Origin of the sequence: Sporosarcina sp. A2, from assembly GCF_050858885.1 — a bacterium.
Lineage (GTDB): Bacteria > Bacillota > Bacilli > Bacillales_A > Planococcaceae > Sporosarcina.
Window position 1 is genome coordinate 395,862 of the sequence record NZ_CP193898.1, and the last position, 17,206, is coordinate 413,067.

11 protein-coding genes are annotated in these 17,206 nt (G+C 41.2%); 7 read left to right on the plus strand and 4 right to left on the minus strand.

Features of this window, described 5'->3' with window-relative positions; genetic code table 11:
• The first annotated feature begins 283 nt into the window (after positions 1-283).
• A complete protein-coding gene (locus tag ACRPI0_RS01740) occupies positions 284-994 on the plus strand; it encodes a uracil-DNA glycosylase family protein (protein WP_432354389.1) in 711 nt (236 codons plus the stop codon).
• 346 nt (positions 995-1,340) lie between these two features.
• Here ACRPI0_RS01740 and ACRPI0_RS01745 read toward each other — a convergent pair whose 3' ends face one another.
• Entirely contained in the window at positions 1,341-2,555 is a 1,215-nt protein-coding gene (locus ACRPI0_RS01745; protein ID WP_432354391.1) for an ISL3 family transposase, read from the minus strand.
• A 121-nt stretch (positions 2,556-2,676) separates the two neighbouring features.
• Here ACRPI0_RS01745 and ACRPI0_RS01750 point away from each other — a divergent pair, with 121 nt between their 5' ends.
• Both ACRPI0_RS01750 and ACRPI0_RS01755 read left to right on the plus strand, forming a co-directional pair.
• Entirely contained in the window at positions 2,677-2,973 is a 297-nt protein-coding gene (locus ACRPI0_RS01750) for a hypothetical protein (protein WP_432354393.1), read from the plus strand.
• A 146-nt stretch (positions 2,974-3,119) separates the two neighbouring features.
• A complete protein-coding gene (locus tag ACRPI0_RS01755) occupies positions 3,120-3,479 on the plus strand; it encodes a hypothetical protein (protein ID WP_432354395.1) in 360 nt (119 codons plus the stop codon).
• A 164-nt stretch (positions 3,480-3,643) separates the two neighbouring features.
• Here the strand turns inward: ACRPI0_RS01755 and ACRPI0_RS01760 are convergent, their stop codons facing one another.
• From ACRPI0_RS01760 to ACRPI0_RS01770, 3 genes are all read right to left on the minus strand, one after another.
• Positions 3,644-3,910 (minus strand): hypothetical protein, encoded by a 267-nt coding sequence (locus ACRPI0_RS01760; protein ID WP_432354397.1) that lies wholly within the window; start codon positions 3,908-3,910, stop codon positions 3,644-3,646.
• A gap of 443 nt (positions 3,911-4,353) precedes the next feature.
• Positions 4,354-8,748, minus strand: a complete 4,395-nt coding sequence (locus tag ACRPI0_RS01765; RefSeq protein WP_432354399.1) for a S8 family serine peptidase — start codon at positions 8,746-8,748, stop codon at positions 4,354-4,356.
• A gap of 399 nt (positions 8,749-9,147) precedes the next feature.
• Positions 9,148-9,414: a hypothetical protein gene (locus ACRPI0_RS01770; protein WP_432354401.1), complete on the minus strand. Its 267-nt coding sequence runs from the start codon at positions 9,412-9,414 to the stop codon at positions 9,148-9,150.
• 312 nt (positions 9,415-9,726) lie between these two features.
• Between ACRPI0_RS01770 and ACRPI0_RS01775 the strand changes: the two genes are divergently transcribed.
• From ACRPI0_RS01775 to ACRPI0_RS01790, 4 genes are all read left to right on the plus strand, one after another.
• Positions 9,727-10,488, plus strand: a complete 762-nt coding sequence (locus tag ACRPI0_RS01775; RefSeq protein ID WP_432354402.1) for a hypothetical protein — start codon at positions 9,727-9,729, stop codon at positions 10,486-10,488.
• Between the two features lie 417 nt (positions 10,489-10,905).
• Complete coding sequence (locus ACRPI0_RS01780) at positions 10,906-11,883, plus strand: sensor domain-containing diguanylate cyclase (RefSeq protein WP_432354404.1); 978 nt, start codon at positions 10,906-10,908, stop codon at positions 11,881-11,883.
• A 401-nt stretch (positions 11,884-12,284) separates the two neighbouring features.
• Entirely contained in the window at positions 12,285-15,782 is a 3,498-nt protein-coding gene (locus ACRPI0_RS01785) for a right-handed parallel beta-helix repeat-containing protein (RefSeq protein ID WP_432354407.1), read from the plus strand.
• Positions 15,783-16,175: 393 nt separating this feature from the next.
• Positions 16,176-17,186 (plus strand): proline racemase family protein, encoded by a 1,011-nt coding sequence (locus ACRPI0_RS01790; protein ID WP_432354409.1) that lies wholly within the window; start codon positions 16,176-16,178, stop codon positions 17,184-17,186.
• The last annotated feature ends 20 nt before the right edge of the window (positions 17,187-17,206 follow it).

Below are 17,206 nucleotides of genomic sequence, written 5' to 3' on the forward strand. Positions count from 1 at the left end.
CATATTTTTAAACCTTCACGTTTGGTTTGCATACGGGTAATTTTTGTCGTACTGGAACTGGGCTAGAGGGTTCCTTAATGTTTTACTATATAGAGGCACGCGCTTTCAGTAACTATTTTAAAAACACAACTTAACAACGTAGGTAATGTAGAATAGTTAAAATATTATGTCGTTTTAGAGTGGCATCTGATACTATTAAGAAATAGTAAGGTATCAGAAGTCTATGATAAAGAGAAGTCAGTTGAAGTTGTATGTTTGGTTGGAGAAGAAGGGAGGTTTACCAATGGATAAGATTATCGATTTGCATCTATCTTTTATGGACCGCTTAGTTGAAGACGGGGATGTGCTGCGGGAGCTGGAGCGAGAGCGCATTTCTATATTGCCTGGGTTTACAGATCAGGCGGAGCTTGTCCGCTCGTATTACAAAAAGTTCTACTCCAAGCCGGGCCGTCGTATCGTATTTTGTGGAATTAACCCCGGTCAATACGGTGCGGGGAAAACGGGAGTGCCATTCATCGATTTCGACGGTATTAGTCGGCTGCTGCCCGGACATGAACGACAGGATAAGGAGAGAAGTGCCCAATTCATGCTGTCTATTATTGAGGAATATGGAGCCGGTGAGTTTCAGGATGCTGTGTATTTGACCAATCTTTCCTGGTATGGTTTCCTGCGTGACGGCAAAAATTTAAATTACTATATTCTGCCTCGTAACGTTCGTCATCATTTTACTAAGTCTTTTGTAGAAGAGATGAAAATTGTACAGCCTTCTTTCATTGTCCCTCTCAGTGAAGAAGTGGGACGAACTCTCCGTCAACTGGTAGCAGATGACCAACTAGACTACCCGATTGCAGAGCGTCTTCCTCATCCCCTTCATGGCTCGTTCCCTACGAATTTGAAAAGATCTCAGATGAGGTATCACACGTGCATCGAACAGCATACAGGACTGCAACGAAAAGGAACTTGGCGAAGTGAAGGTCCATTTATTACTCTCTAACAAATCGCATGCCTATTTGTAAAAGGTACTTTTGCGTGAACTTTATCTTGAATTCTGACTTGATGAAATAATAACCAACTTCTATTACAGTTGAGACCTTTTGGAAAGATGACGTAAACGAGTGATTATAACTAACTCTCCTAGGTGATTTTACAACTGGGAAGGTTTTTTTTGCATTCTATTTTGATCGCCATATCACAGATTATTAAATATTGTTCATATTAACGACTTAACGTCATTTTGCTTATCAAACTTCAAGTTTAAAGTGTTCCCTTAAAATTAATCCTCACCCTAAATTTCTGGTTCTAAATCAAATGTTGGGGTGATGTGACTTGCACGTCACCCTTCAACCTAAATGAACCCCAATTTCTTTATACTGTATGTTTAATAAGATCTTCGCTCTAAAGTGATCGAAACGTTTAAAGCCATAGGCATTGCGTTTCATCACTTTTGTTTTGTTATTAATGCCTTCTAGGAAGCCGGTTGAATACTTAAAGGAGAAACTGTTTAGGATCTCCACCTGCCAGTTTTTAAGCGTTTGAATCGCTTTTAAAAACGCTGGAATCTGCGCTTGCTCTACCTTTCGGTAAAAGTCTTGTAATCGTCTTTTCACCTCGACTACATCATCTGTTGTCTTTGCCCAATCGAACCATTCATAATAGGCTTCCTTTAATTCATAAGCTGTCTTCAACTCGTCCGACATACTTAGATATCGATTCAGATACCAACGATGTTTGTCAGTTAGTTTTTCACTTCGCTTATAAAGCACATGCCGCATTCGCTTACACTTCTTGCGGTCATACGCATGCCACTCTTTCTGGACTTTACGACGCACTTCATCAATTGCCCAATAAATATACCGACAGTAATGAAAGCGGTCAGCGACAATGACTGGCCGACCTAACGCGGTCTTCACAGCTGCTTTAAAACTTGGATTCATATCCATCACCACAAGTTCTACGTCAGCTCCATACTGATAAAGGTAGTCTTTAATGGTGTCTTTTCTGCGGTTCGGTAAGATATCTAGAGGTTCATGAGTTTCTGCATTCGCAATGATCAGTTGATAGGTACCGGCATCCGTATCGCCTTTATATTCATCAATCGCAATCGCTTTAGGCAATCTAACTCCTGTTTTCATCTCGTTATTCGCTACTTCTTTGAAACGGCGAATAACAGTTGAGCTTGATGTGCCTAACACTTCTCCTGCTTCTTTGAAGGTCTTCGCTTTCACACTTCGAACACGAACCACACGGTTCCACTCTATAGAGTACCGTTGATATTTATCGACAAAGGAGGATTTCTCCGCAAACCTTTTCCCACAGGGACATGCATACCGACGACGTTTGTAGAATAGAACACTCAATCGTTCAAACCACTTGAGGTGTTTAATTTTCTGAATACGATAATCATGGATCTTCTTCGTCATCGTTCCGCAAGCAGGGCATTGGTGAGGCTTCAGAGGCAGTGAAACATGGAGTGCGATTCGGTCTCCAACTTCTTCAATTTTATTAACTTCCACACCTTTTAAACCCGGAATATTCATGGTATTATTCATATGCACGCATCACCTTTCATTTACTTGTTTCTCGACAATTCAAGTATAAAAGAAATGGTGATTGCGTGCATTTTTTTATTCGAATTAAGTCTACACCCCAACAAATATTATAGAACCTTTTCTTTTAGTGTTACTACCAGCCACAGTATATGCAAATGAAACTTCTGATGATCAGCCAGATGATAAGCAGAAAAAAGGGATTGTTCGCGGATTGCTCCATCAAGTTAAGGATACTGTCCAAGAAACAGTTGAATCTACTGGCGATTTAGTGGGAGAAACAGTCTCATTTACAGGTTATACAGTCGACCGTACAGTGGATTTCACGAATGAAACAGTAAAAACGCTAGTGGATCCGAAACAGAAAAAGCCAGTGAAATCTGTCGTTGAAAACACGACGGATTTTGTGGGAGAAACGGTTGAATAGACCGTTCCAGTGGTTAAACAAACGACCAAGACTGTCAAGACGGTGACGAACGAAACCGTAAATGTAACCAAACCACTACCGAAAGTACCTGTAGTAACTCCTGTTGTTGAAAGTACAAGGAAACCGTAGTAGAAGTAACAGAGCAATTGACACAGACTGTTGATAATACAGTGGATACTGTAACAGGAACTGTTTCAAAGCCGCTTAACAAGCAACCAGCAAAAGAAGTGACTCGTGTAGTGGAGGAGAAGCCTTCGGAAGAACCTAGCAAACAACAGGTTCAGCCCACTGTGATTGAAAAGCCGAAGCTAAAACAATCCTCTGAAGTAGAAGAGAATTCATCTGAAATCGCTGAAATAGATAGTGTTGTACTTGACTCATCAGTTTCAACGGAACTTGAATTCAATCAAGATTCGACACAGGTCATTTCGAATAACGATATTGAACCAATCGAAGACCAGTTTACGATGGAGCGGAAGAATTCAGTAGATGAAAATTTTCAGTAGTTATCTTCTACTGACAGTGAAACGATGAATTCTATCAACAACCAGGCAGTTCATTTGAAACCATCGAATGACCATCCCGTAAGATTTAAAAGGTACCTGTGTACGAAACTTTCGTGTTTATTTAAACATTCACGTTTGTTTCGCATACGGGTACCCTTTGTCACTTAGGAATAATACGCCACAACAAATAACACGATATAAAACAAAAGCGGCAATGCACTTATGAGTAATCCGATCTTTACCGTTCGTTTCATGAATGAAAGTACGGCTCCAATCACCCAGACGACAATGGGGGTCAACCATAGTGGATCAGGGAACGGGTTATCCGTAAAGTTTTCACCGATTCCTCCAGATGCGAAAAAGGTGGAAATTAGGATGACGATGATGCCAGTTACCAAAACGTGAAAGACTCGATAGATCTGAAAGCCCATTTTAGTTCCTCCTTTTATTTGGAAAACATTTGCGCTTCATTCTTAAGATAGTGGAAAGCTGCCTATAAATGAAGAGTCCGTTTCGTATGTAGACAGCTTGTTGTCAGCCCTATCCCTATTAAAATTGGTATCTATTATGTTACATAGATAGAAGAAACAGCAAAAAATATTGTTTTCAGGGTATAGAGAAGTACCAAATACAGAACTTACAAAACCCTCATGGCTAGTAAAAGAGGAGCTGAAAATAATGGTTATACAGTCACTTATTCATGTTCAGTGGGGAAATGGGAGTCATTAGAGTCTATTAATAAGAAGCACTGAAGCTGATCACTATTGAATTGTGGCAGTGATTTCTAAAACAATTAAAGAACGGTACCTGACAATAAAATGTCAGGTACCGTTCTTTTTATACTTCACTGGGTTTTGTTCCAGCCTAGTTTTTCTTATTCAATCATGTCTAAAGTATCCAAAGCACGATACAACATAACTGCCGATTCAGCACGAGTTGCATTCTTTTTCGGATAGAAGTTTCCGTTACTACCTTTAATGACGCCTAATGCTACCGCATTGTAAACAGAACCTATAGCAAAGCCGCCGATTGAATTATGATCTTTGAAGTTAGCAGGTTTCTTCAAACCTTTGAGCTTCGACTTGTCTTGATAGTCAACTGCTCTCATAACCATGGCTGCGATCTCTTCTCGCTTAATCTTTGCATCTGGGTTGTAAGATCCTTCTTTCAACCCGTTAACAATACCGGCACGTGCTGCCGCTTCGATACTTGGATATGCCCATTTTTTGTTTTGTTGTACATCTTTGAATGTGCCTTTATATTCTTCTAGTGGCAAGTCCAGAGCGCGCGCTAAAAGAACTGCAAATTCTGCACGGGTAATTTGTGCATTTGGTTCAAACTTATCTTTTGTTTTACCGAAGATAATTCCTTTTGTTGCCAAGTAGTTGATCTCTTTAGCGGCAAAAGAATTTTTTAAGTCATTGAACTTTGGTGGTGTTACTGGTTTTGGATCTTCTTTTCCTGGTTGCTCAGGTACCGATGGATTCTCCGGTTCTGGATTCGGTTCTGGTTTTGGATCCGGCGTAGGAATTGGACTCGGATCTGGTGTTGGTGTGACCACAGGAGGTGGGTAGTATCCTCCTCCTGTTCCTGGGTTCTCAACTACCGGCTGGTCCGTCTTTTCAATCGTAAATGTCTTAGTTGTCTTATGACCGCCTAAGTTTTCTACTTCAAACACAAATTCATTTTTCCCGTCTGCCAACTGCAATTCTACCGTAACGTCCTTTTTGAAATTCTTAAGGCTATAAGGAGACGAAAGGTCGTTGCTGTATTTCGCATCGCTGTTTACCGTTAACTGGATTTCGTCAAAATTATCTTGAATGTTGACAGTAACTGACACGCTGTCTTCTTTTGTCTTTACAGGATAGTTTCCGGTAAAGGTCAAAGTTGCAGCGGTGGTGTCGACAAACACTCTCCGTCCAATTTCCATTTCATTCTTCAGCTTATCCACTGCCTTCACTTGGACAAAGTGATAGCCATCTTTAAATGTAAGTGTATGAGTGAAGTTTCTGCCGTCAAATTTAGCAGCCTTTTCGCCATTGATTGTAAGTTCCTCGATAGCAGATGCTGCTTCTACTGTACCAGACACTACGACTTCATTTGTGTCATATACGGATTGATTTGTTGGCTTATCAATGTAAATAACAGGGTTTTCCACTATTTCAGTGTCCACTCCTACTCGGTATTTACGTTCATTGTTTGCAGAATCCCAAACTTGGACGACCAAGTTGTCATTTCCAATTAGATCCTTTTTAACGGCATAAGTTGTTACATCTGAAGAAATAGATTTTTCATTCAGCTTTTCTCCATTCAACAGAACATTCCAATACTCAGCACCTGTTCCGTTTTCGTTGTCAACGAAGTTGCTGACTGTAATTGTTTTTGCAGATGAATCGTAAGCAACGTCAGCTGTCGGAGCGACTGTATCTACTTTCACTGGGAACTTAATATTTTGCCACTTAGCTTCATTATAATCGATAACACCGCTGACTTGAATGAAGTACTCTCCATCAGCTACTACTTTGCCATTAACTTTACCGTCCCATCCATTATTCGTGTTGTACGTATAAGGATTGGTCGCAGCATCACTCTTATAATGTTTTCTTAGTTCGTTCGCCGTCCGGATTGTCCGGATCTCTTTTCCATCTTTATCTACTACTGAAACTTTCAGCTCTTTCGTATTTCTGAAGAGCGAGTACACAGGAATTACTTTGTCTCTGATTCCATCGCCATTCGGTGAGAAACCAAAACGATTCTCATCAAATGCTCCGCCGCCTGTCAAGAAACTACCTTGCTCATCTGCCAAAGCCGTATAGCCCCAGTAGGACATATCATCCCAAGCAAAGTAGTCAAAGATTGGTGCTTTGTCCCACTCGCCATTGAATCCAAAGAACGGAACTGTTAGCGGGACATTGCTTGTCGCTTCTTCAGAAGGGTCGTTGAGTGTAACAAATCCGTCCAGGAAGAAACCATTAGGATAGATTTCTGCTGCATCTTCTGAGATTGCTGAAGCGTCTGCAGTAATCGTAATTGTTGCTTCGCCATTCGCAGGAATGATTACCTTGTCAGGAGCTTCAATTGTAACGCTTTCTTCTCCTAAAATAATTTGGCCACCATAGTGTAAGTTGTTTGGCATGTTAATAAACAGCTCGTCATCCAATTGGACAGGTTTGTCCATTTGAATTTGTGTTTTTACATCATATGTCTTTTCCTCATCAGAAAAGTTCTTAGCAGTAAGCGTAAAGCTGAATTTATGATCATTTATTTGCTTTAATGCGACCTTTGCTTCACCTGACTCATTATCCGTTACCACTACATCAGTACCGATAGCGTTAGCCAGCTGCATCAGTCCGGCACCTTGGCGTCTCGGAGACACATATTCTCCAGCTTTAAACATTACAGGCTTTGCAGTATTCATCAGGAGATTCTTTGCTAGTTGGACACGTTTAGCATTCGAAATTCCATCAAAATCTTTTTCAATCCTCTGGAAGATAAGTGCTGCTCCTCCAGCCACATGAGGCGCTGCCATGGATGTCCCATTCATGGATCCATAACTGTCGTTGTTCAGAGTAGAGAAGATACTTCCACCCGGTGCTGTAATTTCAGGTTTGAAGTCAAGGTTTGAAGTTGGACCCCAAGACGTGAAGTCACTCATCTGGCCTTCATTTGGATTCGGTACGTTGTGATAAAGACCATCAAATTGTACGAAAACCTTTTTCTCTTCATCCAACAAGTTCTTCATAGCTTTACCGTTCTCTTGAAGCGTAGACAAGTAAGGGATTTTGATGCTTGGATCCGATGCCATAGAGATGGACCCAGGGGCATTATTGTAGATGATCACCCCAGCAGCTCCAGCAGCTTGAGCATTTATTCCCTTGTCTACAAATGCGATATCACCACGAGAAACAAGAGCAAATTTACCAGTGAAGTCTTTACCTTTAAAATCCGTTGCATTTCCTAATCCAGCATCAATCACTTCGTAGTTGTCTGTACCGGGATTTGCGTTATTAGCCAAGAGATAAATTGCTCTACTTTTCTCTGACTCTTCAGCGTAATATACGAAGCTGCTCATCGTCATTTTGCTGTTTTCTATAGAAGCGACAGTAAGGGCTTCTTTCGATACGCCCGGTGCGCCTGTCAGACCGTAATCCTGGTTTCCTGTATAAGCGAATGGATCTCCCAATACACTATTACCATCGCCATATAATTCTGAGTTACCTGCAGAAATAGAAACTAAAACTCCATTATCCGTCGCCCGCTTTACAGCTTGCTGCTCCGGATTGTTTGCATCAACATATCCCGCTGTAGAACCGAGAGACATGTTTAGAACATCCACTTTCAACTTAATTGCATCGTCAATTGCCTTAATATAAATATCTCCAAAAGTTGATGGGTAAAGCGGATCATTACCGAAGACTTTTAGGGCCAACAACTGGGTTTCAGGTGCAACTCCCTTGATGCCGCCATTTTCTTCCTTACCGTTTGCACCAACAGTTCCCGCTACGTGCATACCGTGCATAGATGCACTTGGACCCAAGTCTTTGATTTCATTATTACCATCCATATAGTTATAGCCGAACGGTACCTTTGAAGTGAAATATTTACCTGCTTCAATTGAACCGTCTGTCAGTAATTTGCTAACTTCGGTTTCCGTAATAGCTCCTTGTGTGTCGTCAGACAATACCATATCCCGATGGGTAGGATCGATTCCTGTGTCAATAATTCCGACGACCATGCCTTCACCTGTAAAGCCGTAATTATTCCATACATGTGTTGCTTGAACTAGTTCGTTAGAGTAAGTCATGTCTGGCTGTTCCACGGGTCTTTCATACTCAGTCGACTCATGGACTGCTTTTACACCGCGAAGCAACGAAATCTTTTGAACTTCTTTTGCTTTTACCTTGGCAGAGAAGCCATTCACAACAGTCGTAAATTTCTCGAGGATTTCAATAGAAGGAGCAACTTTCTTTACCTGAGCTTGTACATCCACTTGATTGGATTCTACAGCTGACTCAAGCGAGACACGCTCTCCTTCCGACATATCTTTATAGAGAATCCCCTTATTCGTTGCGGCTTCAATCGTCGGGGCTTTTTCCAACTCGACGATAATTCGAATGGTCTCATTGGGATTCTCAGGTTCCAATAAGCGTTCAGAAAGATCGACCTTGGACTTTTGCCTCTCTTGGTCGCCTGTTTTGTCTCCCAGTGAACCCGCCGTCATCCCAAAAGCCATTGAAGAAAACGACAACATGAATACTAAGGTAAGCATTAGTATTCTTTTGACATGAATCATAGTCTCTCACTCCCCCTATATTTACGCAATTCTACATTGCTTATATATATTACCATCAAGTATTGGAATAATATACTACTAATTTGAGTATTTAGAAATATATAAATACTAGGTAGTTCTCAAGTTACAAGCATATGATTCTCGTGATTCTATACATTAACCAAGAAGCCATTTTCCCAGCGTTTGCTTACTCACTGTCTACAATTCCTTCTTAAAAAGGCTGCGTACGAAACTCCTTTGGTGTTATGGACTTTGTAGTTGGAATCGATGGAGATGCACGATCGGCAACACCTGATTTAAAAGGTACCTGTGTACGAAACTTTCGTGTTTATTTAAACATTCACGTTTGTTTCGCATACGGGTACCTTTTGTCACTTAGGAATAATACGCCACAACAAATAACACGATATAAAACAAAAGCGGCAATGCACTGATGAGTAATCCGATCTTTACCGTTCGTTTCATGAATGAAAGAACGGCCCCAATCACCCAGACGACAATGGGGGGCAACCATAGTGGGTCAGGGAACGGGTTAGCCGTAAAGTTTTCACCGATTCCTCCCAATCCGAAAAAGGTGGAAATCAGGATGACGATGATTCCAGTTACCAAAACGTGAAAGACTCGGTAGATCTGAAAGCCCATTTTAGTGCCTCCTTTTATTTGGAAGGTATTTGCGCTTTATTCTTAAGATAGTGGAAAGCTGCATGCAAATGAAACGTTCGTTTCGTATGTAGACAGCTTGTAGCCAGCCCTATCCCTATAAAAAAGGTATCTTTTATGTTACATAGATAGAAGAAATCAAAAAAAATATTGTTTTCAGGGTATAGAGAAGTACCAAATACAGAACTTCCAATCCCGCCCCACTTATGTGCAGGCCCAATTATCGCCTTGACCCTTAACCGTTAATGCTGAAAAATTCTTCTTCGGTAAAGAGAATTACGGGAGAGTGAGCGTATGAAAAAAATAGCTGTACTTATAGCTGCTGGTTTTATATTGACAGCATGCGGCAATTCAAGTGAAGAAGCTACGGATAAGAGTAATGTAGTAGAGAGTGACGTGAAAAAGAATCATGTTGAAGCCAACAAAGAAATTGAAGTGAGTATCCAGGCTGAACCAACTATACTGGAAGACAATAAGGTCATGATCTCAGGAGAAACGAATATTCCTGACGGTGGCCAATTGATGTTTACACTTAATGGGCCGGAGTATACAGCACAGATGAAAGCAGTTATAGATAATGGTGTGTTTAAAACTGATGTATTTAGTGATCACGGAGAAGGCCTACCGGCAGGAAAGTATACTCTCGAAGTATCATTATCTATAGCATCTACTCAAGATGAAAACTTCGTTAAAAAAGTTGGTAAAGAATACGAGTATCTTAACGGCAGCTTTATGGATGAAGGCGATCTAGGTAAAACAATGAATTATGAAACGAGTTTTTCTGTAGAAGAAACTGAACAAGTGAGTGAAGAAGTTACTGTGGTAGACACTGAAATAGACACGATAAGCGACTCACAAACCTTAACCTTGGAATCGTTACAGGGAATTTTTGACGATTACTCGGCAGAGGATGACGAATTGGTCAGTCTTAATATGGATGGGAATACGATTCGAGCAGTTTTAAAGCTAGCACCAAATCCTTATTTGGATTCGGCAGATTTAGCTCCAACTAGATTCAGTCAGTTAACCGATGAATTATTAGACCATGAAGGTTAGCAAACGCTCACAATCGAGTATGTAGGTGTTGGAACCATTAGCATGAATAAATCACAATCAGAAGAAAACGAGTACGGAGTTTACTTTCCGACACTAGATATTGAAAATAATCTACACTGAACCGAGTACTAATCGACTTCTATAAGAAGCACCCTACTGAGTCTATCAGTAGGGTGCTTCTCTTTTGTATTCGATATGATTTTAATGCACAAATAAGTTGTGATTTCATATATCAATATAGTGATTTAGCATTAAGTTGTAAAAATTTAGTGGTAGTTACATAGACACTGTTTCGAGTTTGTTGTACACTATTAAATACCTAATTGAAGCGTTTTTGATTTTATCCCTAGGTGGAAGTTAAATAGAAGTGACAGTCGAGTGTAGCTCACGCGGCTTACACATATAGAGGTGGATTAAATGACAGTGTGGTTTATCCTTGTGTGTATCGTTTTACTAGCAGGGTTGGTGAGAGAGCGATATTTAAGAATTCGTAGTGAGCATCACATAGAAAAGGTTCAAGCAGTGACTTCGAATGATCAACATCTCGTTCATCTTATTGAGGATTCAAAAGACGTTGTCTATTATTTTCAAATTGAACCAGAATACAAGTTTATTTATTTAAGCCAGGCATTGGATACGTTTCTCGGGAAAGGCACCAGAATTGCTGGGTTAAAAAATCCTCATATACCATTCAACCTCGTGCATCCGGACGATCGCGAGCTGTTGTTTAAAAAAGTAAGCAATGAAGTCAATTACGATGAAGTGCTCATGCAGCGATGGATTGACCAGAATGGGGACTATCGCTGGTTTGAAGAATACGCAAGCCCTGTATACGAAAACGGAAAGTTCGTCGCAGTCCAAGGGATTATGAGAAATATAGACGAGAAAATTAAGTTGCAACAAGATTTGGAGTATCGCGTGTCCCATGATGCGTTAACAGGGTTACACAATCGAGCCTATTTCGATGAACAGTTTGATGAACTGAACGAATACGTGAACATCCCTGCAGGCATTATCGTAGGAGATTTAGATAATCTTAAGCAAGTCAATGATCGGGATGGTCATAAAACGGGCGACGCGTTGCTTATCGCGACGGCCACTTTACTGCAGAGATTCACTTCTGATACGGTTCTAGTTTCAAGGAATGGGGGCGATGAATTCGTCCTGCTTGTCACCGGAAACGAATCACTATCTCTTCCATCTTTCATTGCGTCAATTAATGAGGAAATCGAGAACTATAACCGAGTAGCGTCAACTGCTGAAGTCCATCTGTCTATAGGCTATGCGGTGTCAACTAGCTCATTAGGAAACATGAAACAGCTCTTTATAGAAGCAGATAAAAATATGTATAAGAATAAAGAAGTACGGAAAGAAGAAAAAGGAATTTGTGTCTGACTTAGCCCTTCCGAGTGAATTACGACTTGGGAGGGTTTTTACTATCTCTATGGTTAGATAAACGCCAATTCACAATGCCCTTTTTAGTATATTGCACCCTACTTTAGTAGCTATCCAATTGTTTTTCTGCCGAGCGATTAAGTGCTGCGTAGGGACTTTTCAAGAGGTCGTAACACTGCCGACAAACTGAAGAGTATGCTAAACTGAAGATAGATACGACTAGTGAAATAAGGCGTGAAATCAGTTAGGGACTGTATCTGTTACAGTGGTTTTTTTTTATGTCTGCACGCACCAAAAGGAGCAACAATCACTGCGCATATGTACGAGTAAGTGTAAGAATAGATTTTAAATTACGTACTACATAGATGAATTCAACTTATTAAAAGAAGGGAGGGTGACGTGTGGCAGTTCTTACCGTTTCTAAGCGTTCGAATGCAAGCTATCAAACCATCCATTCCGCAATTCAGGCAGCACTGCCAGGAGATACAGTGGGAATTGAAGAGGGCATCTACCATGAAAATTTGGCGATCGATAAACAGCTTATTCTTCGAAGTTCAGAGGGGGATTCTCGTACGGTCTGTATAACAGGCGCTGTTCATATCACTGCAATCGATGAAGTTCGTATTGAATCGATTACTATCGGAAGAAGCACTACGCCGATTGACTATGGAATTCATATCGAGTCAGGACAGGTAACGCTTCATCACTGTCTTTTCTCTGAGATTCGAGGAAAGGCTATGCGAGTAGATGCGACGGCTAAAGTATCGGCAGAGCATACAGTATTCAAAAAGAATATTCAAGGCATCGAAGTATCTGGACGTCTCGCTCTGTTTGATTGTATCGTAGAAGAAACAACCGAGAATGCACAGCTTACTGTGCAGGATGGCGGGGAACTCGCACTAACAGATTGTGGAATTTTAAGCGGTCAGGAAGAAGGAATCAGCCTGACAGGCAGCAGTCGATGCACAATTACCAAAAGTTCTATTATCGGCCATAGCGGAGCACAAATTAATATGGAGAAAGACAGCTATTTAGATTTGGAACAGACGAATTTCTATTTTGGGAAGGCACAGGGGATTTCTTGTGACCATTCTAAAGGGATTATGAAAAACTGTACTTTTAATAGGCAAGATCTCGCTCATGTAACTCTTACGAATGGGTCGCATTTTCAAATCGAGTCCAGTACGTTCGAAAATGGCGAATCCGAGGGAATGAGCATCAGCAGCTCTTCTACTGAGATTACGGACTCGCTATTTAAAGGTCAAAAAAGCGACCAGTTGAACTGTATGGAACAAAGCAATGTGTCGATGAAACGAACGCGGTTGAATTCAGGGAAAGACAGAGGAATTGTGTGCGTGAATTCTACGTGTACGATAATTGAATCCGCGGTGAAGTACAATCAAATGACGCAGCTTTCTGCATTTAACAAAAGTGTGTTAACGATTCTCGATTGTGACATTGAGAAAGGGAAAAACAAAGGGATTTACGCTGCAGATAGTCAAGTGAAGATTTCCGATTCACGAGTGAGTCGTCACAAGAGCGCTCAGATTTTTGCTTCAGAACACTCTGAACTGACGCTCTCTGCAACAGAAGTGAAAAGTGGGAGAAGTGTAGGCGTGTCAGCTAAAGAATCGACGTTGAACGTATATAACTGTATTATCTCTGATCATAAAGGTTCGAACATCTCACTAGGCTCCGATGTACATGCAGAAATTGCAGATTGCAGGATTTCAAATGGAGAGAAAAACGGGATACTCGTAGGTCCAGGGACCGTCGTGTCATTGGAACGGACGGTCCTGTTTAATCATAAAAGACCGCAAGTAAACGCATCGAAGTCTGCCAAAGTATCTCTTACGGAGTGCGAACTCTATGATGGCAACTCCTCTGGGTTGTCGTTAAGTCAGGTGGAGCGTGTTGAAGTGACGGATACTCGAGTGCACGGACATCGTGAAGACCAAATCGTACTGAAAGAGTGCCCATCGGCTATCTTTAAATCGACGCAGGTAATGAACGGAATCAAGGCGGGACTACGAGTAGAGAAATCTGCTCCTCTATTTGAGAACTGTTACTTTGACAACAATCGCTCGGGAGATTTAAATCGGCTAGATGACAGCAACCCATTGCTGAAAAACACGGAACTGTCGGTACCTGCCGTTTCAGCAGGACAAGATGAGAGAGTTAGAGTTGGTACACTGCCAAACCTAACGAAAGATTCCCCTGTGAATGAAGAAATGATGAACGTCTTAATGAATGCTCTGGACGAATACATCGGTCTTGAAGCGGTGAAAGACAAAATCCGTGATATGAAAAACTTAGTGGAGATCAACCAATTCAAAGCAGAACGAGGGTTAAAAACGATTAAGTTTGTAGCACCTCATATGACTTTTCAAGGGAATCCAGGCACAGGGAAGACAACAATTGCAAGACTCATGGGCGGGGTTTTTAAGTGGCTCGGCCTCTTAGAGAAAGGGCATCTAGTTGAAGTGAAGCGAGAAGATCTTGTTGGAACCCATGTAGGGAAATCTGAAGAACTCACGAAGTTAAAGATTGAAGAAGCGATGGGTGGGGTGCTCTTCATTGACGAAGCCTACTCCCTTACAGGCGGAAAAGACACGAGTAACGATTACGGGAAAAAGGTAATCGAAACCTTGCTTCCCGCAATGGAAAATCATCGTGGTGAATTTGTCGTAATTGCAGCGGGATATACGGACGATATGGACAGTTTCATAACCTCCAATCCAGGCTTAAAAGATCGATTTACTGAAAAGCTTTTCTTCGAGGACTATACGCCCGATGAGTTGATGGGAATTTTCTTATCCAACTGTGAAGGAAGTTATTCGGTAACACCTGATGCTAAGCGTGCGATCCAAAATGAGTTCATCGAACGATATCGAAAGCGTGACCAGACATTCAGTAACGCTCGAATGGTACGCACGCTTTACGATCAAATCGGGCTAGCCCAGTCCCTAAGAATTGCGAAGTTCCCGCGAGACCAATGGACAGAAGAGTTATTGACGACTTTTGAAGAACAAGACGTTGTTCAGGCAGTAGGAAAGCAGGATGTTAAGAGTTACGAGGTACCGATTGATGAGGAACTGCTTGCGAAGAAAAGAGCAGAACTCCATCAATTTATTGGTCTGGATACGATAAAGGCTGAAATTGATGAAATGATTGAACTGATGAGGTATTACAAAAAAGAAAATCATCCAGCCGACAAGCTAATGAACCATACGTTGCTGATTGGAAAACCTGGAACAGGTAAAACGGAGATTGCCCGCGTGCTTGCTGGCATTTATCAAGCCCTTGGATTACTCAAACGAGGCGAGCTGATTGAAGTAGATCGAAGCGATTTAGTCGGTACGCATATTGGCGAAACGGAGAAACGCACAGCTGACCAGATTGAGCGAGCAATGGGCAGTGCACTGTTCATCGATGAAGCGTACACACTCGCAGGTAGCGGCGAAAATGACTACGGAAAAAAAGCGGTCGAAGTGCTACTGAAGCAAATGTCCGATCGGCAAGGCGAGTTCTTGCTAATTGCAGCAGGATATGAAAAAGAAATGAACCGCTTTCTGGACAGCAACGCTGGGCTGCGTCGCCGCTTCGGGTTAACTTTGCACTTTGAAGATTATACGCCAGAAGAACTGATGGAGATTACGGAGCTCTACATTCAAGGATATGGCATAACAGTTGAAGCAAAGGATGCGTTGTATCAACACTACCAAGACATTTACAAAAGAAGGAACGACTACTTTGGAAATGCGGGTTTGGCTAAAAAGATCGCTAAAGAAATGACAAGGAAAGTTGATTATCGACTGGCGGTTGCGAGCAAGAGTCAGTTGAGTAACGTTTTGAAAAAGGAAATTATGGTAGATGATTTGGTTTTGTTGGAGAGCTGATCCAGCTTGATAACTATTTGTGGAAGACGTATACATTACTAATGTACCTTATGACGGGCTTACAGTAGGTGCAGGCTTACGAATTAAAAAGTTCTTAAAGTAATTAATCCAATCACTACTATGTAAAAACCAATAAATATAATCCCTATCTAGCTGATTAAACTGAGCTGGATAGGGATTTTTAATTTATAAAGTCTTCAAAGACTTTAAAGACTTAGGTCTACAATGAAAGCAGTTGAGTGAACGTTTGGATAGGAGACTTTTGGTTTGTATTCTATTCAGATAGTTTCGTACTATTCCAAACAATCAATTGACTATTGTAAACTATTTCAATTATACTGAATTTAAGTGGTACTTCAATAATATACTGAATTGGAAAAGGGAGATGGAAAAATGATTATTAATAAGATGATTTCAACAGTAGATATGCATGTGTCTGGTGAACCTTTACGAATTATTACGGATGGCTTCCCAGAGATTAAAGGAAACACGCAATTAGAACGTAGAGAGTATTGTATGGAGCATTTAGATGAGTTTCGAAAAGTATTGATGTATGAGCCAAGAGGCCACCATGGTATGTACGGATGTATCATTACACCTCCAGCAAAAGAGGGTTCTGATTTTGGAGTCCTATTTATGCATAACGAAGGTTGGAGTACGATGTGCGGTCATGGAATTATCGCTGTTGTTACGATGGGAATCGAAACAGGACGTTTTGAAGTTACTGAAGAGCGACCTAGATTTGTCATTGACAGTCCAGCAGGAGAAGTAATTGCGTATGCCAATGTGGAAGGAACGAGAGTGAAATCGGTATCATTTGAAAACGTACCTTCATTCGTTTTAGAAAAGTCGATTGAAATGACAATTGAAGGGAAGGATTTAGTTGCTGATATCGGATTCGGTGGCGCATTCTATGTCATTCTGGATTCAAAACAATTGGGCTTTGAAGTGTCGAAGAAGGATTTGCCACACTTACAAAAGTGGGGAACAAAAATAAAGCACTTTGTCGAGGCCAACTACAATGTTGTACATCCCGACGAGCCAGGACTAAAGGGAATCTATGGAGTTATTTACTCAGACTCTCCTGTAAAAGAAGACTCGGATTTACGGAACGTAACGATATTCGCAGATGAACAGGTTGACCGTTCTCCGTGTGGCACAGGTACATCTGCTCGTCTTGCAACGTTATATACTCATGGCAAAATGAAAAATGGGGATTCTTTTATCCATGAGTGTATTACAGACGGTCAATTTAAAGGAGAAATTATTGGGGAAGCAACGGTGGCAGGTATACCAGGTGTTGTTCCACAAGTTGAAGGTACGGCATATATTACTGGTTTTCATCAGTTTGTGACGGATCCTTACGATGAATTACCTACAGGTTTTTTGCTGGAAGATAAGTGAATAAGTAGGGAAGGGGATAC